The organism is Amycolatopsis sp. NPDC104587 (assembly GCF_055583645.1).
In genome coordinates this window covers 85,449-111,098 of the sequence record NZ_JBVJNO010000013.1, presented here as the reverse complement: position 1 = coordinate 111,098, position 25,650 = coordinate 85,449, and the positions used below count along the sequence as shown (strand labels likewise).

At 74.4% G+C, this 25,650-nt stretch carries 7 protein-coding genes and 1 pseudogene; 4 read left to right on the top strand and 4 right to left on the bottom strand.

The window, feature by feature from the left end; translation table 11 throughout:
• Positions 1-306: 306 nt before the first annotated feature.
• Positions 307-3,060 carry an AAA family ATPase gene (locus ACZ61C_RS34895; protein ID WP_465312151.1) on the top strand — a complete coding sequence of 918 codons (2,754 nt, stop codon included), beginning with the start codon at positions 307-309 and terminating at the stop codon, positions 3,058-3,060.
• A gap of 10 nt (positions 3,061-3,070) precedes the next feature.
• On the opposite strand, the gene ACZ61C_RS34890 is transcribed toward ACZ61C_RS34895, so the two are convergent.
• From ACZ61C_RS34890 to ACZ61C_RS34875, 4 genes are read right to left on the bottom strand one after another with little or no spacing between them, the layout of a single operon-like run.
• Positions 3,071-4,612 (bottom strand): MFS transporter, encoded by a 1,542-nt coding sequence (locus ACZ61C_RS34890; RefSeq protein ID WP_465312150.1) that lies wholly within the window; start codon positions 4,610-4,612, stop codon positions 3,071-3,073.
• Positions 4,609-5,544: an ACP S-malonyltransferase gene (locus ACZ61C_RS34885; protein ID WP_465312149.1), complete on the bottom strand. Its 936-nt coding sequence runs from the start codon at positions 5,542-5,544 to the stop codon at positions 4,609-4,611. Before ACZ61C_RS34885 ends, ACZ61C_RS34890 begins: the two co-directional genes overlap by 4 nt.
• Positions 5,545-5,571: 27 nt before the next feature.
• Positions 5,572-6,984, bottom strand: a complete 1,413-nt coding sequence (locus tag ACZ61C_RS34880) for a class I adenylate-forming enzyme family protein (RefSeq protein ID WP_465312148.1) — start codon at positions 6,982-6,984, stop codon at positions 5,572-5,574.
• 19 nt (positions 6,985-7,003) lie between these two features.
• Positions 7,004-8,692 carry a flavin monoamine oxidase family protein gene (locus ACZ61C_RS34875; protein WP_465312147.1) on the bottom strand — a complete coding sequence of 563 codons (1,689 nt, stop codon included), beginning with the start codon at positions 8,690-8,692 and terminating at the stop codon, positions 7,004-7,006.
• A 396-nt stretch (positions 8,693-9,088) separates the two neighbouring features.
• Here ACZ61C_RS34875 and ACZ61C_RS34870 point away from each other — a divergent pair.
• The 3 genes and pseudogenes from ACZ61C_RS34870 to ACZ61C_RS34860 all read left to right on the top strand — a co-directional run.
• Positions 9,089-15,379, top strand: a pseudogene (locus tag ACZ61C_RS34870) (SDR family NAD(P)-dependent oxidoreductase); the annotation flags it as partial.
• Positions 15,379-15,597 carry a hypothetical protein gene (locus tag ACZ61C_RS34865; protein WP_465312146.1) on the top strand — a complete coding sequence of 73 codons (219 nt, stop codon included), beginning with the start codon at positions 15,379-15,381 and terminating at the stop codon, positions 15,595-15,597. The pseudogene ACZ61C_RS34870 and the gene ACZ61C_RS34865, both read left to right, overlap by 1 nt.
• Before the next feature lie 16 nt (positions 15,598-15,613).
• Positions 15,614-25,522, top strand: a complete 9,909-nt coding sequence (locus tag ACZ61C_RS34860) for an SDR family NAD(P)-dependent oxidoreductase (RefSeq protein ID WP_465312352.1) — start codon at positions 15,614-15,616, stop codon at positions 25,520-25,522.
• Positions 25,523-25,650: the final 128 nt, after the last annotated feature.

Sequence of the window (25,650 nt, the reverse complement as noted above, 5' to 3'; positions counted from 1 at the left end):
TTGCCGATCCGACCATGGCCACGGCCGAATGGCTTCGCATCGACGGTTCCGTCTCGCGTGAGAGGCGGCCTGCTTTTGGCAGGATCGGTAACGCCCATGTTCCTCCTCGACCGGCCCGGCGCCGGCGGCATCGGCGCGAACGGGCGGCGGATCGTCCCCCCACTTTCCGAGCGTGCTGCCGCCTGTCCGGTTCGTCCAGCCGGGCCGCGGTCCCCGGTCACCTTCAGGCATCGTTGTTGCCCCGCCACACCCGGTCGACCGATCGGGACCGACGGGCGGCTCGCGGGAGCTGGTCAACTGGACGGCATGGTCGCTGCGAAGGGGGCGCGGGCGGACGCCCGCGCGGAGGAGGTCGGCTTCCTCCGGGACGACGCGTGGCTCGGCACGACACCGCTCACGGTGCTGGCCGGCGAACCGGGCAGCGGGCGCAGCACGGTGCTCGACCGGCTCGCCGCGGAGCTCGCGGGCTCGGCGACCGTCGTTGTGCTGCGGCTGGCCGAGCTCGACCGCGAACTGCCCTACGGCGTGGTGTACCGGCTGCTCAGCAGCCTGGAACCGGGCCGGTCGGACGACGACCCGCCGGTGCAGCCGGCGCTGTCGCTGCTCTCCCGGGTGAGCGCGGCGCCCGGCGGACGGCCGGAAACCGCCGCGATGGTCGCCACCGCGGTGTTCCCGCTCCTGCGCGCCCGGGGCCCGCTGGTGGTGCTGGTGGACGACGCCCAGTGGCTGGACGAAGGCACCGCAGGCCTGCTGGGGCCGTTGCTGCGCCAGTGTTCCGAGGAGACGCGCATCGGCGTCGTCGCCACCCTGCGGCTCGGGGCCGACGCCCCGGCCCGCGCGACGTTCGCCCGCCTGCGGGCCGAAGGCCGGGCGCGGTTGCGGCTGCTGCGGCCGCTGTCGCGGACGCAGTCGCGGTCCCTGCTGGCCGGGCTGATCTCGGCCCGGCCGAGCGCGAGCCTGGTCGGCGAGCTGTACGCGGCGGGCCGCGGCAACCCGGCGGCGCTGACCGCGCTGGTCCGCGGGTACCGGTCGGCCGGGGCGATGCGGATCGTGGACCGCACCGCCTACCGCGCCGACTGGGTCGACCCGCCGGTCGCCACCGAGGACCACCCGCTCCTGCGCGTCACGACCGACGCCGGCGAGCAGGACCGGGAGGTGGCCGAGGCGATGGCCGTGCTCGCCCCGCTCGGCGAGGCCGCGGCGACGCTGGCCGCGGCCGCGCTCGGCCGGGACGAGACCACCGTCCGGGCGGCGGTCGAGGGGCTCGTCGACCGGCGGGTGCTGGTCCGGCACCGCGACGGCCGGCTCTGGTTCCGGGTGCCCGCCGTCCGCGACGGCCTGCTGTCGCGGCTCGGGCCCTACGCCTGGCGGAACCTGGCCGCGCACGCCGTCCACGCGGTGTGGGAGGGCGAAGTCCGGGCGCCCGACGACGACTTCCTGCTCGACCGCGTCGCGCAGGCCGGCGCGCTCGTCGACGCTCGCCGGGCCGCCACCGAGCTGCTCGCCCACGGCCGGCGGGTGCTGCTCACCGACGGCGTCAAGGCCGAACGCTGGCTCAGCGCGGCGGTGGCCCGCGTGACGACACCGTCCGAGCGGGCCGAAGCGTTGCTGCTGCTCAGCGGCGCGCGGGCGCTGCACTACCGGCAGGCCGAGGCGGGGGACTGCGCGCGGCACGTGCTGCGGGACCACGTCGCGCACCTCGAGCCGCACCAGGCGCAGGAGCTGTCGATCGTGTTCATCACCGGGCTGACCGCGCGCGGGGAGTTCGGCGAGCTCGCCGAGATCGCCGCGGGCGCGTCGCCGGTGCTGCCGGACGACCCGGCGCTGAAGGTCGTCAACCAGGCGTTCGCGCTGATGATGTCCGGCCGCTGGATCGAGGCGTGCGACCTGCTGGAGCGGCGGCGGGAGGTGTGGAGCGGCAGCAACAGCGTCACCGCCGACTTCGGGACGATGTTCCTGGCCGGCGCGCGGGTGGTGCTCGGGGACTCGTCGCAGCTGTTCGAGCTCGTCGAGCACCCGGAGCGGTGGCGCTCGGGGCACCTGCCGAACCACTGGTTCGAGCAGCGCCGGTTCGAGCTGGACATGTTGCTGCAGCTGGGGGAGCACCAGCACGCGCTGCGGCGGATGGCGGACGCGGGGCTGACCGTCGAGCAGCTGTCCGGGCCCGACCGGTTCTACCTCGACTACCTCGGCGGCGACTGGCCGGAGGCGATGGAGCTCGCCCGCCGGACGATGCTGGAGGGCACCGACCCGGCCCGGCCGATGCACAACATGATGATGGGCGGGGCGATCCGCATCCTCGGCGGGCAGGGCTGGCTGGCCCGCGCCCGGGCGCTGGCCGCCGACGGCCGCGACATGCCGATGTCCCACGTGATCGACCACGCGGAGTTCACCGTGCTGCGCAAGCTCGGCGACGACGAGGCCGCCGACGAGCTGCTGTTCGCGGCCGCCCGCAGCGCCGACCAGGGCGGTTACCTGCTCGGCACCGAGGACCTCTGGGCCGACCTGACGCGTTCGGCGCTGCTGCGGAAGAACCGCCGCGAGGCCGAGCACTGGGTGGACCGTTCGGCACGCACGGCGATGCGTCTCGACACGGCCCGCGCGCACCTGTGCCACCACCTGTCCCGGGCGGCGGCCTACCGCGACACGGCGGCGGCCCGCCGCGCGGTGGCGATCGCCCGCGAACGCCGTGACGTCCCGTACGAGACGGCGATGGCGTACCTGTGGGCCGGCCTGGCCGGCTACGACACCGAGCGGCTGCTGAACGAGGCGTACGAACTGTACGGCGAGGTGGGGGCGTGGTTCTGGCGCGCGCGTCTGCGGAAGGTGCTGCGCGACCTGGGGTTCGCCGGGCCGGGACGAGCGGAGGCGGCGGCGGAGAACGAACGGCTGCTGGCCATTCTCGTGGCGGAAGGGCTGAGCAACCGGCAGCTGGCCGTGGTGCTCGATACGAGCGAGAAGAGCGTGGAGGGGCGGTTGTCGCGGATGTTCGCCCGGATCGGGTATGGCTCGCGCGTGGAGCTGGCGGCGGCGATCCTCACGGGTGAGTACCTGTCCTGACCCACGCTGTCTACTGTGGACTTTCCACCGGCTGCGGCTGGTCGAGCGGGTTCTCGATCACCTTGGGCACCCGCCGCAACGTCCGCAGCGCCACCACCGACAGCACCACCATCACCGCCGCGCTGCCGAGCATGCTCGTCCGGATCCCGCCGACGAACGACTGCTCCGCCGCCAGGCGGACCGCGCTCGCCACCGGCTCCGGCAGGCCCGCCGCCACCGCCGCCGTGGCGCTGAACGACTCGTGGACCTGGGCCGCCAGGGCCGGGGGCACGCCGGCCGGGAGGGTCAGCTCCGCGTGGTACACCGCCGAAAGCACGCTGCCCACCACCGCGATGCCCAAGGAACCGCCGAGCTCGTACGCCGTCGCGGAGATCGCCGCCGCCGCGCCCGCGCGGTCCCTCGGCGCCGTGCCGAGGATCGTGTCGCCGGTGACCGTCAGGGTCAGCCCGGCGCCCGCGCCGAACGCCACCTGGGCGGCCAGCACCAGCGTGTACGGCGTGTCCGCGCCCACCGAGCCGAACAGCCCGAACCCGAGCGCCGCCAGTGCCAGCCCGCCCGACACCGTCGGCGCGCGGCCGAACCGCCGCACGCACTTGGCCGCCAGCACCCCACCGGCCACGAGTGCGGCCAGCGCGCCCGGCACGAACGCCAGGCCCGAGCGCAGCGGGCTCCAGCCCAGCACGAGCTGGAAGTACTGGCTGCTGATCAGCGCGAACGCCGACATCGTGAACACCGACACCAGGTTCGACCCGACCGACGCCGAGAACCCGCGCCGGCGGAACAGTTCCACGTCGATCAGCGGCGACGCCAACCGGCGCTGACGTCGCAGGAACACCACCAGGCACCCGCCGCCGAGCGCGAACGCCCCCAGCACCTCCGGGTACCACAACCCGGCGTAGAACGCGCCCTTCAGCGCGTACACCAGCGCGACGACCCCGACGATCGAGAGCCCGACGCTGAGCGCGTCGAGCGGCAGCCGGTTGTTGCTGCGGGACTCCGGCACCAGCCGGGTCGCGAGCAGGATCAGCGCCGCGACCGGGACGTTGACGAGGAACACCGAACCCCACCAGAAGTGGTCCAGCAGCACCCCGCCGACGATCGGGCCGATCGCGAACCCGGCCGCCGACACCCCGGCGCCGGCGCCCACGGCCGCGGTCCGCGCCCGCTGGGTCGTGAACACCGCGCGCAGCAAGGAAGACGTCGAAGGCAGCACGGCCGCGCCGGCCACCCCCAGCAGCGCACGGGCGACGATGAGCAGCCCGGCGGTCGGGGCGTAGGCGGCCAGCAGCGACCCGACGGCGAACGCCGTGACGCCGATGACCAGCACCCGCCGCCGGCCGAGCCGGTCGCCGAGGTTGCCCATCGTCACCAGGAGCCCGCCCATCGCGAACCCGTAGACGTCGGCGATCCACAGCAGCTCTTCGGCGGATGCGCCGAGCTGGGTGGTCAGCGCGGGCACGGCCAGGTGCAGCACGGTCATGTCGATCGCGACCATCAGCTGCGCCAGGCAGGACACCAGGATCGTCGCGAGGTTGCGGACCCGGGTGCTCATGCCGCCACCGCCCGGGCCAGGCGCGGCCGCCGCGGCGGTTTCAGGGTGGCACGCAGGTCGGCGCGCAGCAAGGTGAACCGCCTGGTGAGGCCGGGCAGCCGGTGCAGCAGGTGGTCCGGACCGGCGACGAGGACCCGGCCGACGCCGAGCCGGGCGAACCGGTGGACCAGCTCGGGTAGCCGCACCGCGTTGACCGTCGACTCCAGCAGGAGTGACGCCGCCCCGTCGCCGGTCCGGACCGGCTCTCCGTCCTGATCGGACACGATCGGCAGGACCGGGTCGGTGAACCCGAACCCGCCGAAGACTTCGGCCAGCTCGTCGCGCAGCGGGCCGAGCGCCCGCGCGTGCGCCGCCGGCCGCATGGTGGTGAGCGCGTAGCCGCCGGCCGCGCGGACCCGCCGGACGAACTCGTCGAGCTCGCTTTCCCGCAGTGTCACCAGGTGCACGTCGTCGTCGAACCGGCCGGACAGCTCGTGCCCGATCCCGTCGAGGACGTCGGCGAGCGCGGTTTCCGTGGTCCGGACGACGAACTGGCTGACCAGGTCCTGGTGCGCCCGCTCGAAGTACGCCCGTTCGCGCCGGGCCACTTCCGCGACCAGGCGGACGAGATCGGCCAGCGGCAGCGCCCCGGCGCGCACCACGGCGGCGCGCTCGCCGAAGCTGGACCCGCCGACCGCGACCGGCGCCAGGCCGTGCTCCTGCTCGGCCCGCTCGGCCACGGCCAGCGAGGCGAGCACGAACGCGAGCTGGCTGTGCTCGGTGTACTCGTCGCCGTCGCGGGCGAGCGGGTCGAGCAGGGAATGGCCCAGCGCCTCCTCCGCGACGCCGAGCAGCTTCCGCGCGCGGGGGTCGACGACGAGGAACCGGCCCAGCTCCCCGGCGCGGGCCGGGCCCATGCCGGGGAAGAGGACGGCGTCCGCGGTGTTGTCCACTGTGTACACCCAGTTTCGGCAGGAGGTTCAGAGCTGTTCGGCGACGGCGAACCGTTCCAGCTGCTGGCGGTCGGGTTTCCCGTTGCGGTTCAACGGGAACTGCTCGGTGACGAGCACGCGGTTCGGCTGCTCGGCCGGCGGCAGCACCCCGTTGATCCGGTCGCGCCAGTACCGCGGGTCGCGCAGGGCGTCGTCCTGGACGACGAACACTAGGCTCGACCCGCGCCGCTGGTCGGGCAGCGCGACGATCTTCGCCGAGCAGCCGCCTTCGGCCAGCCGGTGCTCGATGACGTCCGGGTGCAGGGTGTGCCCGTTGCGGTGCACCGCCCGCTTGCGGCCGACGACGAACAGGTTCCCGCCCGCGTCGAGCAGCCCGAGGTCGCCGGTGGCGTACCAGCCGCGGTCGACGGGCCGGATGCGCCCGGCGCCGTCGAGGTAGCCCTCCATCAGGTCGGGGTCGAGCACGAACAGCTCGCCGACCTCCCCGGCGGGCAGCACCGTGCCGTCCTCGGCGCGCACCTCGACCTCGAGGCCCTCGACGACGTGCCCGCAGCCGTGCGGGTTCTCGAGGTTCGCGAAGGCGACGTTGCCCATCTCGGTGCTGCCGTAGCTGTCGAGCAGCGTCAGGCCGAACAGCTCCTCGCCCTGCTCGACGACGGCTTTCTCCAGCGGCGCCGCGCCACTGCACAGCATCCGCACCCGGCCGAAGTCCTCCTTCAGCGCCGGGCGCTTGGTGATGATGTTGAACAGGCTGCGGTAGGTCGACGGCGTCGCGTCGACGACCGTGGCCCCGGCCCGCCCGGCCAGGCGCAGCGCCCGGTCGGGACGGCGGTAGGGCGCGATCACGAACTCGCAGTCCCGCAGCCACGCGATGAGCACCATCGACAGGCCGTACTGGTGGTTGAACGGCAGCAGCGGCAGCAGGACGTCACCGGAGTGGTGCCCGACGAGGTCGGCGTTGCGCTCGAGGTTCTTCAGGAACTTCGCGCCGTTCTTCGCGACGCCCTTGGGCACGCCGGTCGAGCCGGACGACCACATCACCAGGCTGTCGGGCAGCTTCTCCCACGCGTCGAAGCGCAGGTGGACGTCGTCCGGGACGCGGTCCGCGGCGGCGACCATGATCTCGTAGGTGAACGCCGAGGGCGCGTCGGCGGGCATCGGCGCGTCGTCGTCGACGACGGCGAGCACGACCCCGGACGAGGCGATCGTCTCGGCGGTCCGGTCGGCGTGCTCCATGTGGTCCACGAGCACGATCGACGCGCCGACGTGCATCAGCGCGAGCAGGACGGTCAGGTAGGACAGCGTGTTTTCGGCCTTGAGCAGCACCCGGTCGCCGGAGCCGACCCTGCGGTCGCGCAGCACCTCGGCCACGCGCAGGGCCTGCTGTTCGAAGGCCGCGCCGCCGGTGACCGCGTCGGGGGAATAGATCTTCGCGAACATGGGAAGTCCTTTCCGCTGGTCAGTCGAGGCTCACCGGGGCGATCTCGGCGAAGACGTCACCGGGACCGGGGTTTTCCGGGTGCGTGCCGCCGCCGAGGTGCCCGACGACGCCCCAGACGGCGTTCAGCGCCGTGGTGACCGCGCTCTCGGAGAACCCGGCGATCCACGCGACGTCGTCGCCGGCCAGGAAGAACCCGCGGTGGTCCGGCGCGGTGTCCCGCTGCATGAACTGGGTGAACAGCCGCCGTTGGTAGCGGTAGCTGCCGGGCAGGCACGACTTGAACGCGCCCTTGAAGTGCGGCTGGGTCTCCCAGGTGATCGCGATCGGCGGGCCGATCATGTGCGAGCGGATGTCGACCCCGGGGTAGATCTTCGCGAGCGCGTCGAGCATCACGTCGAGGCGCTCCTCGGCGCCCAGCGACGCGACCTTCAGCGAGTCGTCGTTCCAGGTGTAGGACAGCAGCATCACGCCGGGCTCGTCGGGGCCGTTCTCGATGAGGTAGACCCCGCGCGGGAAGCGGTCGGTGAGTGTGGTGCTCATGACGTCGCGGCCGGTGGCCGGGTCCTGGTCGAGCCAGAACGGGCGGTCGGTGATGACGAACAGCTTCGACGCGCCCATGTAGTGGGTGCGCTCGAGCGCGGTCCACACCGGCTGGGGCAGCAGGTCCTCGTCGGCCTTCATGCCGGAGAGCAGGTTCCAGTTCTGCGCGGCGAAGATCGCCGCCGGGTAGGTGCGCACACCGCGGCCGGAGTCCTCGATCGTGAACCCGCGGCCGGTGCGGTCGATCCGCACGACACCGGGGCGCGGCTCGCCGCCGTGCAGCTTCGCCAGCGACGTCCCGACCGGCCAGTACTCCAGGTCGGCCGGCTCGTCGGCCCACAGCCCGAGCGGCAGCTGCTGGCAGCCGCCGAGGATGCGGTGGTGCTCGTCGCTGGTGTCGGTGGCGATGACCCGCAGGATCTCCAGCGCGGAGTTGGGGAAGTCGGTGTCCCAGCCGCCGCAGCCGAAGCCGACCTGGCCGAAGATCTCGCGGTGCTCGAAGGAGGAGAACAGCGGGGAGGAGGTCAGGAAGCCGTAGAACGACTCGTTGTCGAACTTGGCCACCAGGTGGTTCCACAGCGCCTTGATGGTCGCGAAGTCGCGGCGCCGGATGGCGTCCTCGAGCAGCGACATGTCCGCCTGCTCCTGCAAGGTCTTCGTCCAGGCGTCGTTGACGTCCCGGTAGACCGACGGCAGGTCGGCCGGCGTGCGGGCCCAGTGGCTCTCGCCGTGCAGGTTGATCACCGTGCTCGGGGACGCGGCCGAGAGCGGGTTGGGGAACGGCGTGGTCTGCAGCCCCAGCTTGTCGATGTAGTGGAACAGCGTGCCGGCCGACGGCGGGAAGCGCATCGCGCCCAGCTCCGCGACGGCGTCGGGGTACCCGTCGAGGGTGACCGAGCGCATCCGGCCGCCGAGCTGCTCGGCTTCGTAGATCACCGGCTTCAGGCCGAGCTTCATCAGCTCGTAGGCGGCCACCATCCCGGACAGCCCGCCGCCGATCACGGCGACCTCGGTGCCGTGCGCGTGCTCCGGCACGCGGCCCAGGCCGGCGGGGTGCTTGACCCAGTCGTCGTAGGCGAACGGGAAGTCGGGACACAGCATGCTCGCCGAACCCGCCTCGGCCCGCAGGCCGGGCCGTGTGCGTTCTTCAACGGGGGACATGGTCATCGGCGTTACCTCCGGCTCGGGTTCTGGCGTCGCGCGGGCATCCCGTGGCCGGCCACGCCGCCGGGAAGGGATGCCTTCGCTGTCGCCGGACGCGGCCTGTGCGGCCACGGGTCTCGGCGCTGAAATCCGGTTCGCCGAGGGCCACGTTATCGATTCGGCACGCCGGCGCCCGGATACCTTTTCCACTCCTCGCCCACGGCCCGGAAACTCCGCGCCGGTTACCGGGGCGTGGAACAGTTCCCCCCGGCCGGACACCGGGGCGTCGCTACCTTGACCGGCGAGACCCCTGTGCCGGCGACCCGAGGTGGCGAGTGCGCGCATGAGCGAGCTTGCGAGTGAATCATCCAACACTGCGCTTTCGGCTCAGGCTGCGCTGAGCGTCAGCGAGGTGCGCGCATGAGCGAGCTGGATTCCCTGCGGCGGCTGGAAGGCCGGCCACGGCCCGAGCGGCGGCGGACGCTGCTCGGCCTGGTGCGGCGCGCGACGGCGGCGGTGCTGGACGGGCCGGCGCCCGCGGCCGGCCGCACGTTCGCCGACCTCGGCTTCGACTCGCTGCTCGCGGTGCGCCTGCACGAGCGGCTGAGCGCCGAGACCGGCGCCGACCTGCCGGTCACGCTGGCCTACGACCACCCCGGACCGGAGGCGGTCGCGGACTTCCTCGACGAAACGCTGTACGGCGGTGGTTCCGCGGCGGCTGCGTCGGTGTCCACAGTGGACACCGCGGAGCCGGTCGTGATCGTCGGGATCGGCTGCCGGTTCCCCGGCGGCGCGCATTCCCCGGCCGACCTGTGGTCCATTGTGGACGACGGCAGGGACGTCATCTCCGAGTTCCCGGACGACCGCGGCTGGGACGTCGACGGCCTGTACGACCCGACCCCGGGCACGCCGGGCCGGACTTACGTTCGCCACGGCGGGTTCCTGCACGACGCCGCCGAGTTCGACGCCGGCTTCTTCGGCGTCTCGCCGCGCGAGGCGCTGGCGATGGACCCGCAGCAACGCCTGGTCCTGGAGACGGCGTGGGAGGCGCTCGAGCGCGCCGGGATCGACGCCGGGAGCCTGGCGGGCAGCCCGACCGGGGTGTTCGTCGGCGCCGAGCCGCAGGAGTACGGCACCCGGCTGGCCGACGCGCCCGACGGCCTCGACGGGCACCTGCTCACCGGCAGCGCCCCGAGTGTCGTCTCCGGCCGCATCGCCTACACCCTGGGCCTGCAGGGCCCCGCGCTGACCGTCGACACCGCGTGCTCGGCGTCGCTGGTGGCGATGCACCTCGCCGTGCGGGCGCTGCGGGCCGGCGACTGCGGCCTGGCGCTGGCCGGCGGGGTCGCCGTGCTCGGCACGCCGGGACCGTTCGTCGCCTTCTCCCGCCAGCGCGGCCTGGCCGCGGACGGCCGCTGCAAGCCGTTCTCGGCCGCCGCGGACGGGACGGCGTGGGCCGAAGGCGCCGGGATGTTCGTCCTGGAACGGCTTTCCGACGCCCGCCGGCACGGCCACCCGATCCTCGCCGTGGTCCGCGGCAGCGCGGTGAACTCGGACGGCGCGTCGAACGGCCTCACCGCGCCGAACGGGCCTTCGCAGCAGCGGGTGATCCGGGCCGCGCTCGCCGACGCCGGACTGTCTGCTTCGGACGTCGACGTCGTCGAGGCCCACGGCACCGGCACCACCCTCGGCGACCCGATCGAGGCGCAGGCCCTGCTGGCCACCTACGGCCGCGACCGCGCCGAGCCGCTGCGGCTCGGTTCCGTGAAGTCCAACCTCGGGCACACCCAGGCCGCGGCGGGCGCGGCCGGTGTCATCAAGCTGGTCGAGGCCTTCGGGCACGAGTGGCTGCCCCGGACCCTGTACGCCGAGGTGCCGACCCCGGCCGTCGACTGGACGGCCGGCGCGGTCTCCCTGCTCACCGAGCCCGTGGCCTGGCCGCGAGGGGAGCAGCCGCGACGCGCGGCGGTGTCGTCGTTCGGCATCTCCGGCACGAACGCCCACCTGATCCTCGAAGAGCCGCCGCTGCCGGAGCCCGCCGAGCCCGAGCCGCCGGCGCCGGCGCCGATCGTGGTGGCCTTCTCGGCCGCCGGCCCGGACGCGCTGCGCGCCCAGGCCGAGCAGCTCGCGACCGTCGATGCGCACCCGGCCGACCTGGCCTTCTCCCTGGCTCGCTCCCGCGCGACCTTGCCCGAGCGCGCGTTCGTCGTGGCTCCCGACGCCGCGGGCCTCGCCGACGCGCTGACCGCGTTCGACGAGCGTGTTCTGCGGGGTGGCCCGCTGCCGGAGGCGGCGGACCTCGCCTACCTGTTCACCGGCCAGGGCGCGCAGCGCGTCACGATGGGCGCCGAGCTGTACGACGCTTTCGACGTCTACGCCGACACGTTCGACGAGGTCTGCGCGCACGCCGACCTCCAGCTGGACGTCCCGCTGCGGGACGTCGTCTTCGGGCGTTCGGAGCTGCTGGACCGCACCGACTACGCGCAGCCCGCGTTGTTCGCGGTGGAAGTCGTGCTGTACCGCCTGCTGGAGAGCTGGGGCGTGACCCCGGCGTACCTGTGCGGGCATTCGGTCGGCGAGTTCGCCGCCGCGCACGTGGCCGGCGTGCTTTCGCTGGCCGACGCCGCGATGCTGGTCACCGCGCGCGGCCGGCTCATGCGGCAGCTGCCCGAAGGCGGCGCGATGGTGTCGCTGCGGGCGTCGGAAGAGACGGCCCGCGCGCTGCTGGCGGGTCACGAGGACCGCGCCGGGATCGCCGCGGTCAACGGCGACGAAGCCGTTGTCCTTTCCGGTGACGCCGAGGTCCTGCGCGCCGCGCTCACCGGCTTCGACGGCAAGACGAAGTGGCTCAACGTCAGCCACGCGTTCCACTCACCGTTGATGCGGGACATGGTCGACGAGTTCGGCCGGATCGCGCGCCTGGCCGACTACCGGCCGGCGGCCCTGCCGATCGTCTCGACGGTCACCGGGGAGATCGGCGGCCACGACACCGCCGACTACTGGATCCGGCACGTCGAGGCCGCCGTCCGGTTCGCCGACGCCGCCCGCACGCTGGGCGCGGCGGGCTGCGGCACCTACCTGGAACTGGGCCCGGACGGTGTGCTGTCCGCGCTGGTCGACGCCGGCGTAGCCCGGCCGCTGCTGCGCCGCGACCGCCCCGAGGTCCCCGAGCTCCTCACCGCGCTGGGCACCGCCCACGTGCGCGGGGTGGACGTCGACTTCGCCGCCCTCGCCCCGGGAGGGCGGCGGATCGACCTCCCCACCTACCCCTTCCAGCGGTCGCGGTTCTGGCTGACGCCGGGTTCGGCCGCGGACGCGCGTGGGCTGGGCCTGCGGCGCGCGGACCACCCGCTGCTGGGCGCGGTCGTCCCGGTCGCCGACGGGGACACCGTCTTCACCGCGCGGCTGTCGGCCGTCGACCAGCCGTGGCTCGCCGGACACCGCGTCGGCGGTGAGATCCTCTTCCCGGGCACGGGTTTTCTGGAACTCGCGCTGCACGCCGGGGCCGAGACCGGCTGCCCGGCCGTCGAGGAGCTGACCCTGGGCGCGCCGCTCGTGCTCTCGGCTCCCGCCGAGGTCCAGGTGGTCGTCTCGCCTGAGGACGACGGCCGCCGCACGCTCACCATCCACTCGCGCCCCGAGACCGCCGACGACTGGACCCGCCACGCAACCGGCACCCTCGCGGAGCTTTCACGTGAAAGCGGCGGTTGTCCACAGGCGTGGCCGCCGCCGGGGGAGGCCCGGGAGCTGGACTACGACAACCTGCCCGGCTTCGAGTACGACGGCGTTTTCCGTGGTCTGCAGTCCGCGTGGGTGGACGGCGACGACGTCTACGCCGAGGTTTCCGTGCCCGACGGCGGATTCGGGATGCACCCGGCGCTGCTGGACTCCGCGCTGCACGCGCTCTTCCTGCGGGAGTCCGCCGAGTCCGCGGGCGGCCTGCCGTTCTCGTGGTCCGGGGTCCGGCTGCACGCGAGCGACGCGAAGTCGCTGCGCGTCCGGCTGTCGTTCCAGGCCGGGGACACCGTGTCGCTGGTCGCGGCCGACGACGCCGGCGAGGTGGTGCTGAGCGTCGACGCGCTGGTCGTCCGGCGGCCCGCCGCGCGGAGCCGGGAGCTGCCGTCCGGGCTGTACACCGTGGACTGGGTTCCGGTGCGGGCGGCGGAGCCCGTCGAGCCGGCGGCCGTGCTGACCGTCGAGACGGACGGCGAGCCGGTGACCGCCACCCACCGGGCGACCACCCAGGTTCTCGCGGCGCTCCAGGACTGGGTGACGCGCGACGAGTCCACTTTGGTCGTCCACACGCGACAGCACGACCTGGCCGCTGCCGCGGTCTGGGGCTTGGTCCGCAGCGCCCAGGCCGAGCATCCGGGCCGGTTCGTCCTGGTCGAGGGCGACCTCGCCGACGTGCCGCTGGCCGTGGGCACCGGTGAGCCGCAGGTCGCGGTGCGCGACGGCGTCCCGCTCGTGCCGCGGATCGCCGAAGCAGGTGGGGTTCTCCTGCCGCCCGAAGGACCATGGCGGCTGGACAAGGCCGGTGAAGGCACGGTCGACCACCTGGTCTTGACGGACGCCGTCGAGCCGGAGCTGGGCCCGCTCGACGTCCGCATCGCGGTACGCGCCGCCGGGCTGAACTTCCGGGACGTGCTCAACGTCCTCGGCATGTACCCCGGCGAGGCCGGGCCGCTCGGCTGCGAGGTCGCCGGCACCGTCCTCGAGACCGGTGCCGCGGTCACCGACCTCACGCCGGGCGACCGGGTGATGGGCATGGTGCACGGCGGCATCGGCCCGGTCGCCGTCGGCGAGCGCCCGATGCTCACCCGCGTCCCGGACGGCTGGACCGACGAGCAGGCCGCGACCACCCCGCTGGTGTTCCTGACCGCCTACTACGCCCTCGTTGATCTCGCCCGGCTCCAAGCCGGGGAGTCGATCCTCGTCCACTCCGCGGCCGGCGGGGTCGGCATGGCCGCGACCCAGCTCGCCCAGCACCTGGGCGCCGAGGTCTACGGCACGGCGAGCGAGGGCAAGCAGCACGTCCTGCGCGCGGCCGGTCTCGACGACGACCACATCGCGTCCTCCCGCACGCTGGAGTTCGAAGAGCGGTTCAGCGGCATCAACGTGGTGCTCAACGCCCTGGCCGGGGACTTCGTCGACGCGTCGATGCGCACGCTGGCGCCCGGCGGCCGGTTCCTCGAGATGGGCAAGACCGACGTCCGCGAAGGCCCGGGCTACCGGGCGTTCGACCTCATCGAGGCGGGTCCCGAGCGCACCGCGCGGATCTGGGACGCGCTCACCGAGCTGTTCGCCGCCGGCGCCCTGACCCCGCTGCCGGTGCGGACCTGGGACGTCCGCGAGGCCCGGGAGGCGTTCCGGTTCCTGAGCCAGGCCAAGCACATCGGCAAGATCGCCCTGACGATCCCGCGTGCGCTCGACCCCGGGCGGACCGTGCTGGTCACCGGCGGCACCGGCGGGCTGGGCGCGCTCGTGGCCCGGCACCTGGTGACCACCCACGGCGTGCGGAAGCTGCTGCTCACCAGCCGCCGCGGCCCGGCCGCCCCGGGCGCGGCGGAGCTGCGCGCCGAGCTGACCGGGCTGGGCGCGCAGGTGGACGTCGTGGCCTGCGACGTCGCCGACCGCGACGCCGTGGCCGCGCTGCTCCAGGACGTCGACCTGACCGGCGTCGTGCACACCGCCGGGGTGCTCGACGACGGCATCCTGACCTCGCTCACCCCGGAGCGCCTCGCCGGGGTCCTGCGCCCCAAGGCGGACGCGGCCTGGCACCTCCACGAGCTGACGAAGAACCGCGATCTCGCCCTGTTCGCGCTCTACTCGTCGGTGTCCGGCACCGTCGGCTCGGCCGGGCAGGCGTCCTACGCAGCCGCGAACACCTTCCTCGACGCGCTCGCCGAACACCGGCGAGCGCAGGGCTTGCCCGCTGTCTCGCTGGCGTGGGGCCTGTGGCGGGAAGGCATGGGCAGCGGGCTGGCCGGCGCCGACGTCGACCGCATGGCCCGCGAAGGACTGCCGGCGCTCACGGCGGAGACCGGGCTGAAGCTCTTCGACGCCGCGCTCGCCGGCGGCTTCGCCGCGGTGCTGCCGATCGAGCTCGACCGCGCCGCGCTGCGGGCCCACGCCCGCACCACCGAGGTCGCGCCGGTGCTGCGGGGCCTCGCGAAGGTCACCACCCGCCGGGCCGTGACCACCGCACGCCAGGAGACCGGCCTGCGGGAACGGCTGGCCACACTGCCGGACGACGAACGCCGGACCGTCGTCGTCGACCTCGTGCGGCACAACGCCGCCGCGGTGCTCGGCCACGAAGCGGGCGGCGCGATCGACCCGGCCCGCGCGTTCAAGGACCTGGGCTTCGACTCGCTGACGTCGGTGGAGCTGCGCAACCGGATGAACGCCGTCACCGGCCTGCGGCTGTCGGCGACCGCGGTGTTCGACCACCCGACCGTGGCCGCCCTCGCCGCGCACCTGCTCGCCGAGCTCGCGCCGCCGGAGGTGGACGCGGCCGACGCGGTGCTCGCCGAGCTCGAGCGCCTGGGGACCCGGCTGGCGGCCGTGGCCGACGACGGGCGGATCGCCGCACGGCTGCGGCAGCTGCTCGACGGCGTCACCACGACCGGGTCCGACGTCGGCGGCCGGCTCGAGGACGCCAGCGCCGACGAGGTCGTCGACTTCCTCGCGACCGAGCTCGGGATCTCCTGATGGCGGAGAAGGACGTCGAGCGGGTGCGGGCGGAGATCGACGCGCTCGGCAAGAGCCTGCGCGCGCTGAAACCCAAGGAGCGCAAGAAGGTCGCCAAGTCGCTGAAGAAGCTGCTGCTGGAGTACGCGTCCGCGGACGGCGACAAGGAGTTCGACGACCTGCTGTTCGACGCCGCCGTCGACAAGGTCTTCGACTTCCTCGCCGACGAGATCTTCTGACCACAGTGAGGGAATGATGGCGGACCAAGAGAAGCTGCTGGACCTGCTCAAGCGCGTCACCGGCGACCTGCACCGCACGCGGGAACGGCTGCGCGACGTCGAGTCCGGCCGGCACGAGCCGGTCGCGATCGTCGGCATGGCCTGCCGGTTCCCCGGCGGCGCCGACTCGCCCGCGGCGCTCTGGGACCTCGTCGAAACCGGCCGCGAAGGCGTCGGCGAGTTCCCGGCCGACCGCGGCTGGGACACCACCGGCCTCTTCGACGACGACCCCGACCACCGCGGCACCACCTACGTGCGCACCGGCGGCTTCCTGCCCGGCGCGGGCGGGTTCGACGCCGAGTTCTTCGGCATCTCGCCCCGCGAGGCCCTCGCCATGGAGCCGCAGCAGCGGCTGCTGCTGGAGACGTCGTGGGAGGCCGTCGAGCACTCCGGCATCAACCCGGCCGCGCTGCGCGGCAGCGCCACCGGCGTCTACGTCGGCGTGTCCGCGCAGGAGTACGGGCCCCGCCTGCACAACCCCGGCGACGCGGTCGACGGCTACCTGCTCACCGGCACCACCTGCAGTGTCCACTCCGGACGGATCGCCTACCAGCTCGGCCTCGAGGGCCCGGCGGTGTCGATCGACACGGCGTGCTCGTCTTCGCTGGTCGCCGTGCACGCGGCCGTGCGCGGGCTGCGCGCGGGGGAGTGCTCCCTCGCCCTCGCCGGCGGGGTCAACCTGATGGCCTCACCCGGCATCTTCGTCGACTTCGCGCGCCAGCGCGGCCTCGCCCCGGACGGCCGGTGCAAGTCGTTCTCCGACGACGCCGACGGCACCGCCTGGGCCGAGGGTGTCGGTGTCCTGGTGCTCGAAAAGCTGTCCGACGCCCAGCGCAACGGGCACCGGATCCTCGCCGTCGTGCGCGGCACGGCGGTGAACTCCGACGGCGCGTCCAACGGCCTCACCGCGCCGAACGGCCCGTCCCAGCAACGCGTGATCCGGGCGGCGCTCGCCGACGCGCGACTGTCCACTTCGGACGTCGACGCGATCGAGGCGCACGGCACCGGGACCCGGCTGGGCGACCCGATCGAAGCCGAGGCGCTGCTGGCGACCTACGGCGCCGACCGCGACCGGCCGCTGTTCCTCGGCTCGGTCAAGTCGAACTTCGGGCACGCCCAGGCCGCGGCCGGGGTCGCGGGCATCATCAAGATGGTCGAGGCGATGCGCCACGGCGTCCTGCCGCCGACCTTGAACGTCGGCACGCCGAGCCGTGAGGTCGACTGGGCCGCCGGGCCGGTGTCGCTGCTGACCGAGCGCACGCCGTGGCCGATCGCGGGGGAGCCGCGCCGGTGCGCGGTGTCGTCGTTCGGGATCAGCGGCACCAACTCGCACGTCGTGCTGGAGCAGGCTCCCGACGCCGTCGCCGAAGAAGCCGCGGCGGCGCCCACGGTCGTCCCGCTGCTGCTGTCCGCGGCGACGGAACCGGCTCTCGCCGCGCAGGCCGCGCGGCTGCTGGCCGCCCGGCCGGCCGAGCCGGCCGATGCCGCGCACACCCTGGCCACGACCCGGGCGGCGCTGCCGTACCGTGCGGTCGTCGCCGGCACGGACTGGGAGACGCTGTCGGCGGGCCTGACCGAGGTGGCCGAAGGCCGCGGGACCACCGGCCGGGTCACCGAGGGCGGGCTCGCGTTCCTGTTCACCGGACAGGGTTCGCAGCGAGCCGGGATGGGCGAGGGCCTGTACGAGGCGTTCCCCGTCTTCGCGGCCGCCTACGACGAGGTCCGCGCACTCCTGCCGGACTTCGGTGACCTGTCCCGCACCGAGTTCGCGCAGCCGGCGATCTTCGCCCTCGAGGTGGCGCTGTTCCGGCTGGTGGAGTCGTGGGGGGTGCGGCCGGACGTGCTGGCCGGGCACTCGATCGGCGAGATCGCAGCGGCCCACGTGTCCGGCGTGCTGTCGCTCGAGGACGCGGCCAAGCTCGTCACCGCGCGGGGCCGGTTGATGCAGGCCCTGCCCGAAGGCGGGGTCATGGTCGCCGTGCAGGCCTCCGAAGCCGAGGTCGTGGAGCACCTCACCGACGGGGTTTCCCTGGCCGCGGTGAACGGCCCGACGTCGGTTGTCCTGTCCGGCGCCGAGGGGCCGACACTCGCGCTCGCCGCGCGGTTCGCCGACCGCAAGACCAAACGGCTCGACGTCTCGCACGCGTTCCACTCGGTGCTGATGGAACCGATGCTCGAGGAGTTCGGCGAGCTGGTCCGCGGCCTGACGTTCAGCCGCCCGCGCATCCCGATCGAATCCACGGTCACGCCGGACGCCGACTTCACCGACCCCGCCTACTGGGTCACCCACGTCCGCGAAACCGTCCGGTTCGCCGATGCGGCCGGCCGGCTGAACGGCATCACGAAGTTCCTCGAGCTCGGGCCCGACGCCGTCCTCAGCGCGCTCGTCGACAACGGCGTGCCCCTGCTCCGGCGCGGGCACGACGAGGCAATGCAGGCGGTCACCGCCGTCGGAGCCTTGCACACCCAGGGTGTGCCCGTCGACTGGACGGCCTACCTCGGCGGCGGCGGAAGGTTCACCGAGCTGCCCCCTTACCCCTTCCAGCACGAGCACTTCTGGCTCGCGCAGGACGACGAAGCCGACGTCACCTCGGCCGGCCTTGCGGCGGCCGACCACCCGCTGCTGGGCGCCGCGGTGTCCGTCGCCGACCACGACGGCCTGCTGCTCACTGGCCGGCTCTCCCTGGACCGGCACCCGTGGCTGGCCGACCACGTGGTCGCCGGCCGGGTGCTGGTGCCCGGCACCGCGTTCGCCGAGCTGGCCGTCCGCGCCGCCGACGAAACCGGCTGCGGCGGCGTGGAAGAGCTGGTGCTGCAGGAGCCCCTCGCGCTCGACCCCGGCACCGCGCCGGAGGTCCAGGTAGTGGTGGGTGCGGCCGACGAGCAGGGCCGCCGTCCGGTCTCGATCCACTCGCGCCTGCCGGAGCACCCGTGGACCACCCACGCCACCGGCACCCTCGGCGCCCCGGAGCTTTCACGTGAAAGCTCCGCCTTCCCGGCCGCGTGGCCGCCGCCGGAGGCCGACGCCGCCGAGCTGGGTGACGCCTACGAGCGGCTCGCCGCCGCCGGGCTCGCCTACGGCCCGCTGTTCCAGGGCCTGCGCCGGGTCTGGCGCCGCGGCGACGAGATCTTCGCCGAGGTCGCCCTCCCGGACGCAGACCAGGCCGCGAAGTTCGGCCTCCACCCGGCGCTGCTCGACGCGGCACTGCAGGCCACCGCCGTCCCCGGTGGGGACGACCAGGGCTCGGTCCCGTTCGCCTGGCGGGACGTCGTCCTGCACGCCCGCGGGGCGACGGAACTGCGGGTCCACGCCCGCCCGACGGCGGAAGGCTTCACCTTCGACCTCGCCGACGGCACCGGCGCGCCGGTCGCGTCGATCGGCGGCTTGAGCGTCCGCGCGGTGACACCCGCGGCGGCTCCGGCCCGCGACGGCCTCTACCGCGTCGAGCTCGCCCCCGTTCCGGCAGGCACGGCCGAGGTGACTGTTGCCGACGTCTTCGAGGTGCCCGGCGCCGACCCGGTGACCGCGACGCTCCTTGCGGTGCAACAGTTCCTGGCCGCCGACCACGACGGTGTCCTCGTCGTCCTGACCGCCGGCGGCGCCGCCGACGGCCTGGTCCGCACCGCGCAGGCCGAGAACCCGGACCGGATCGTCCTGCTCCACGGCGGCCGCGCCGACATCGACACGGCGCTGGCCACCGGCGAGCCGGAGGTCCACGTCCAGGACGGCAAGCTCTTCGCCCCGCGCCTCGCCCGCGCCACGGCGTCCGGCGGGTCCACTGTGGACACCGACGGCACCGTGCTCGTCACCGGCGGCACCGGTGGCCTGGGCGCGGAGCTGGCCCGGCACCTGGTCACGACCCACGGCGTCCGGAACCTGCTGCTCGTCAGCCGCCGTGGCCCGGCCGCACCGGGCGCCGAGGCCCTGGCCGCCGAGCTCACCGGACTCGGCGCCACCGTGCGGGTCGAAGCCGCCGACGTCGCCGACCGCGACCAGGTCCGGGCCCTCCTCGAGCGGGAGCCGGTGACGGGGATCGTCCACGCGGCCGGGATCCTCGACGACGGTGTCCTCACCGCCCTGACCCCCGAGCGTCTCGAAGGCGTCTTCCGGGCCAAGGCCACCGCCGCCCAGGTCCTCGACGAGCTCGCCGGCGACCTCGGCTTCTTCGTGCTGTTCTCCTCGATCGCCGGGGTCTTCGGCTCGCCCGGCCAGGCGGCCTACTCGGCGGCCAACGCCGCCCTCGACACCCTCGCCCGGCAGCGGCGGGCCGCCGGGAAACCGGCGCAGTCCCTCGCCTGGGGCCTGTGGCAGCACGGCATGGGCGCCGGCCTGGCCGGTGCCGACCGCGACCGCATCGGCCGGGACGGCTTCGGCGCCCTCGACGTCACCGAAGGCCTGGCCCTCTTCGACGCGGCCCTGGCCGACGGCGGGGAGCTGCTCGTCCCGGTCCGCCTGGACCTGGCCACCGTCCGGAAGGCCGGGAGTGTCCCGCCGCTGCTGCGGGGCCTGGTCCGGGTGCGGACCCGGCGGACCGCGGCCCGCGGCGCGGAGGCGAACGGGCTGGTCACGCGCTTGGCCGCGCTGCCCGAGGGCGACCGCGAACCGGCGCTGACCGACCTGGTCCGGGCCCGGGTCGCCGCCGTGCTCGGCCGTGCGGGCGCGGACACCGTCGAGGCGACCCGGCCGTTCACCGAGCTCGGCTTCGACTCGCTCACCGCCGTCGAGCTGCGCAACGAACTGAGCACCGAGACCGGGCTGCGGCTGCCCGCGACCCTCGTGTTCGACCACCCGTCCCCGGCCGCCGTCGCGCGGTTCCTGACCGGTGAGCTGCTCGGCGGCGAGGAGAAGAAGGCCGCCGTGACCGCGCCGCGCCGGGGTGCGGCCGACGAGCCGATCGCCATCGTCGCGATGGCCTGCCGGTACCCCGGCGGGGTCCGCTCGCCGGAGGACCTGTGGAACCTCGTCGACGCGGGCACGGACGCGATCTCGCCGTTCCCCGGCCGTCCCGGCTGGGACGTCGACGCGCTCTACGACCCCGAGCCCGGCCTGCCCGGCAAGACCTACACGCGGCACGGCGGCTTCCTGCACGACGCGGGCGAGTTCGACCCGGAGTTCTTCGGCATCTCGCCCCGCGAAGCGCTCGCGATGGACCCGCAGCAGCGGCTGCTCCTGGAGGTCAGCTGGGAGGCGTGCGAGCGCGCCCGGCTCGACCCGGCGTCGCTGAAGGGCAGCGCCACCGGTGTGTTCGCCGGGATCATGTACTACGACTACGCCGCGAAGCTGGCCAGCGTGCCCGACAGCGTCGCCGGGTTCCTCGGCACCGGGACGTCGGCCAGCGTCCTGTCCGGCCGTGTCGCCTACACGCTCGGTCTGGAGGGGCCGGCGGTGTCGGTGGACACGGCGTGTTCGTCGTCGCTGGTCGCCCTGCACCTCGCCGCCCGCGCGCTGCGGGCGGGGGAGTGCACGATGGCGCTGGCCGGCGGGGTCACCGTGATGGCGACCCCCGAGACGTTCCTCGACTTCTCGCGTCAGCGCGGGCTCTCGCCGGACGGCCGCTGCAAGTCCTTCTCCGCCGACGCCGATGGCACGGGCTGGTCGGAAGGCGCCGGTGTCCTGGTGCTGGAACGGCTGTCCGACGCCCGCCGCAACGGCCACCCCGTGCTCGCGGTGGTCCGCGGGTCCGCGGTCAACCAGGACGGCGCGTCGAACGGCCTGACCGCGCCGAACGGCCCGTCGCAGCAGCGCGTGATCCGGGCCGCGCTCGCCGACGCCGGACTGTCCACTTCGGACGTCGACGCGGTCGAGGCGCACGGGACCGGCACCCGGCTCGGCGACCCGATCGAGGCCCAGGCGCTGATCGCCACCTACGGCGCCGACCGCGAAGAGCCGTTGTGGTTCGGGTCCGTGAAGTCGAACCTCGGGCACACGCAGGCCGCCGCCGGGGTCGCCGGGATCATCAAGATGGTCGAGGCGATGCGCCGGGGTGTGCTGCCACGCAGCCTGCACGCCGGCGAGCTGTCGCACGAGGTGGAGTGGGACGCGGGAGCCGTCTCGCTGCTGACCGAGCCGCGGCCCTGGCCGGAGACCGGCCGCCCGCGCCGGGCCGGGGTGTCGTCGTTCGGCATCAGCGGCACGAACTCGCACGTCGTCCTGGAGGCCGTCCCCGAGGAACCGGCGCGTGAACCCCGCTCGCGCGGGGTGGTGCCGTGGGTGCTCTCGGCGAAGTCGGACGCGGCCCTGGCCGAGCGGGCCCGCGCGCTCCTGCCGCTGGTGGGCACGGCCGACGCGGACGTCGCTTTCTCGCTCGCCACCACGCGAACCGCGCACGAGCGCCGGGCCGCCGTTGTCGGCGACCTGAAGGCCGGTCTGGAAGGGCTCGCCGAGGGCCGCGGGATCATCGGGCGTCCCCAGCCGGGGAAGCTGGCGTTCCTGTTCACCGGCCAGGGTTCCCAGCGGGCCGGGATGGGTGACGGGCTGTACGAGGCGTTCCCGGTGTTCGCGGCGGCCTACGACGAGGTGCGCGCGCTGCTGCCGGACTTCGGCGACCTGTCGCGGACGGAGTTCGCGCAACCCGCGATCTTCGCGCTCGAGGTGGCGCTCTTCCGGCTGGTCGAGTCCTGGGGCATCCGCCCGGACGTCCTGACCGGGCATTCCATCGGCGAAATCGCCGCCGCGCACGTCTCCGGAGTGCTCTCGCTGGAAGACGCGGCCAAGCTCGTCACGGCTCGCGGCCGGTTGATGCAGGCGCTGCCCGAGGGCGGGGTCATGGTCGCGATCCAGGCCTCCGAAGCCGAGGTCGCCGAGCACCTCACCGACGGCGTCTCCCTGGCCGCGGTGAACGGCCCGGCCTCGGTGGTGCTGTCGGGCGCCGAGGAGCCGACGCTCGCGGTCGCGGCGAAGTTCGCGGACCGCAAGACCAAGCGGCTCGACGTGTCGCACGCGTTCCACTCGGTGCTGATGGAACCGATGCTGGCCGAGTTCCGCGAGGTCGTGCGCGGGTTGACGTTCAATGACCCGCGGATTCCGATCGTCTCGACGGTGACCGTGGACGCCGACTTCACCGACCCCGAGTACTGGGTGACCCACGTTCGCGAGACCGTCCGGTTCGCCGACGCCGTCGAGCGGCTCGGCGCCGCGAAGTGCCTCGAACTCGGCCCGGACGCCGTGCTCAGCGCGCTGGTCGACACCGGCGTGCCGCTGCTGCGGCGGAACCAGGACGAAGCCACCACCGCGATGACCGCCGTGGCGACGCTGCACGTCCAGGGCGTCCGGCTCGACTGGGCCGCGGTCCTGCCCGGCGCGCGGCCGGTCGCCCTGCCGACGTATCCCTTCCAGCGCAAGCACTTCTGGCTCGCCCCGGCCGGCGCCGCGGACCTCGGCCAGGCCGGGCTCGAGACCCCCGGGCACCCGCTGCTGGCGGCCGGGCTGCAGCTGGCCGAGGCCGAAGGCACCGTCCTCACCGGACGGCTGTCGCTGGCCACCCACCCGTGGCTGGCCGGGCACACCGTGCACCACACGGTGCTGCTGCCCGGCGCCGCGCTCGCCGAGCTGGCCGTCCGGGCCGGCGACGAGGCCGGGCTGCCGCGGCTGGCCGAGCTGACCCTGCACGCCCCGCTCGTCATCCCGCCCGCCGGTGCGGTCGAGCTGCAGGTCGCGGTGACCGCGGCGGCGGCCGTCACGATCCACTCGCGGGTCCCGGGCGAGGCCTGGGAGCTCAACGCGTCCGGTGTGCTCGCCGAGGCGGCCCCGCCCGCGTCCGGCTTTGCCTGGCCGGACGGCCTGGAGCCGGTCGACCTCGGGACGTTCTACGGCGACCTGGCCGACCGCGGCTTCGCCTACGACGCGCTGTTCCAGGGCCTGCAAGCGGTCTGGCGCCACGGTGACGACCTCTACGCGGAGATCTCGCTGCCCGAAGAGGCCCACGACGACGCCGCGCGCTTCGGCCTGCATCCCGCGCTGTTCGACGCGGCGCTGCACGGCATGTTCCTCGGCGCCGGTGAGGAGGCCGGGGCGCTGCCGTTCAGCTGGACCGACGTGAGCCTGCACGCGAGCGGCGCCACCGCGGTCCGCGCCCGGCTGCGGTTCACCGGGCCCGGCGAGATCGCCGTCGACCTGACCGACCTCGCCGGCGCGCCGGTGCTGACGGTCGGCTCGCTGGTCGTCCGCGCGGTCAGCGGCGACCAGCTGCGTGGTGGGGAGGACCGCTCGCTCTTCCGCGTCGAGCACGTCCCGGTGGCCGTCCCGGCGGTGACTCCGGTGGTGTGGCAACGCTGGGACGAGGTCACCGAGCCGGTCGGGCCGGTGGTCGTGCTGCCCCGGCCGGAGGGCGACCTGCGGGAGACCACGCACGCCGTGCTGGACGTCCTGCGGCGGTTCCTCGCCGAGCCCCGGTTCTCCGGCTCCCGCCTGGTCGTGCAGACCGGGACCGGGCCGGCCGACGCGGCCGCGTCCGGGCTCGTCCGCTCGGCGCAGGCGGAGAACCCCGGCCGGTTCGTCGTCCTGGACGGCACACTGTCCGATGTGGACACGGCGCTGGCGTTGAACGAGCCGCGCGTCCGGGTCCGCGACGGCCACGCCGAGGTCCCGCGGCTGGTGCGCGCCGAGCCCGGCCGCAAACCCGACTGGGAGCCGGCGGGCACCGTGCTCGTCACCGGCGGCACGGGCGGGGTCGGCGCGCGGCTGGCCGAGCGGCTCGTCACGCACCACGGCGTCGAGCGGCTGGTGCTCACCAGCCGTCGTGGGCTCGCCGCCCCGGACGCTCCGGAGCTGGCCGCCCGGCTGGGCGAGCTGGGGGCCGAGGTGCGGGTCGAGGCGTGTGACGTCGCCGACCGCGACGCCGTGGCCGCGCTGCTCGCCGGGATCCCCGACCTCAAGGGGATCGTGCACGCGGCGGGTGTGCTCGACGACGGTGTCGTCACCGCGTTGACCCCCGAACGGCTGGACCGCGTCCTCGGCCCGAAGGCCGACGGCGCCCGGCACCTGCACGAGCTGACGCGGGACCGGGAGCTGACGGAGTTCGTGCTGGTCTCCTCGGTCTCCGGGGTGCTCGGCGGGCCCGGGCAGGGCAACTACGCCGCCGCCAACGCCTACCTCGACGCGCTCGCCGAGCAGCGGCACACCGACGGGCTGCCGGCGCGGTCGCTGGCCTACGGGCTGTGGGCCGCCGACGGCATGGGCGGTGTCCTCGACCCGGCGCTGGTCGACCGCATGCGCCGGGACGGCTTCGGCGCGCTGACCCCGGAGGAGGGCGAGGTCCTGTTCGACCTCGCCGCCGGGCCGGTGGCGGTGCCGGTCAAGCTGGACGTCGCGGGCCTGCGCGACCAGGCTCGCGCCGGAGTGCTGCCCGCGTTGCTCACCGGCCTGGTCCGGCTGCCCGTGCGGCGCTCGGCGACCAGCACCCCGGCGGCGGCGCCGGACCTGGCGTCGCTGGCTCCGGCGGCCCGCGCCGAGGCGCTGGCCGACCTGGTCCGGGCGCACACCGCGCAGGTGCTCGGCTTCGCGTCGGCGTCCGAAGTGGACCCGGAGCACGCGTTCACCGACCTGGGGTTCGACTCCCTGACCTCGGTCGAGCTGCGCAACCGGCTCGCGACCGCGGCCGGCCGGCCGCTGGGGGCGACGGTGGTGTTCGACCACCCGACCCCGGCCGCCCTCGCGACCCACCTCGGGACGCTGCTGTTCCCGGAGGTCGTGGTGCCGGACGAGAGCCGGCTGCGCCGGGCCCTGGCGGGCGCGTCGCTCGACCGGTTCCGCGAGCTGGGCGTGCTGGAGGCGCTGATCCGCCTCGTCGACGACCACCCCGAGGACGTTCGGGCGCCGGAGGAGTCGATCGACGACCTCGACGTCGGCGACCTGATCAGCCGGGCGATGTCCACCTCCCGCGACTGACCCTCCCGCGGCTGTCGGGGGGGGGGGGGGGGGGGGGGGGGGGGGGAACCACCACACAAAAAAACGAGGAGCCAGCGGAGGGGGGCTTCCGTCGGGGCGGTGGGGTTGTGGGGGGGGGGGTGGGGTGG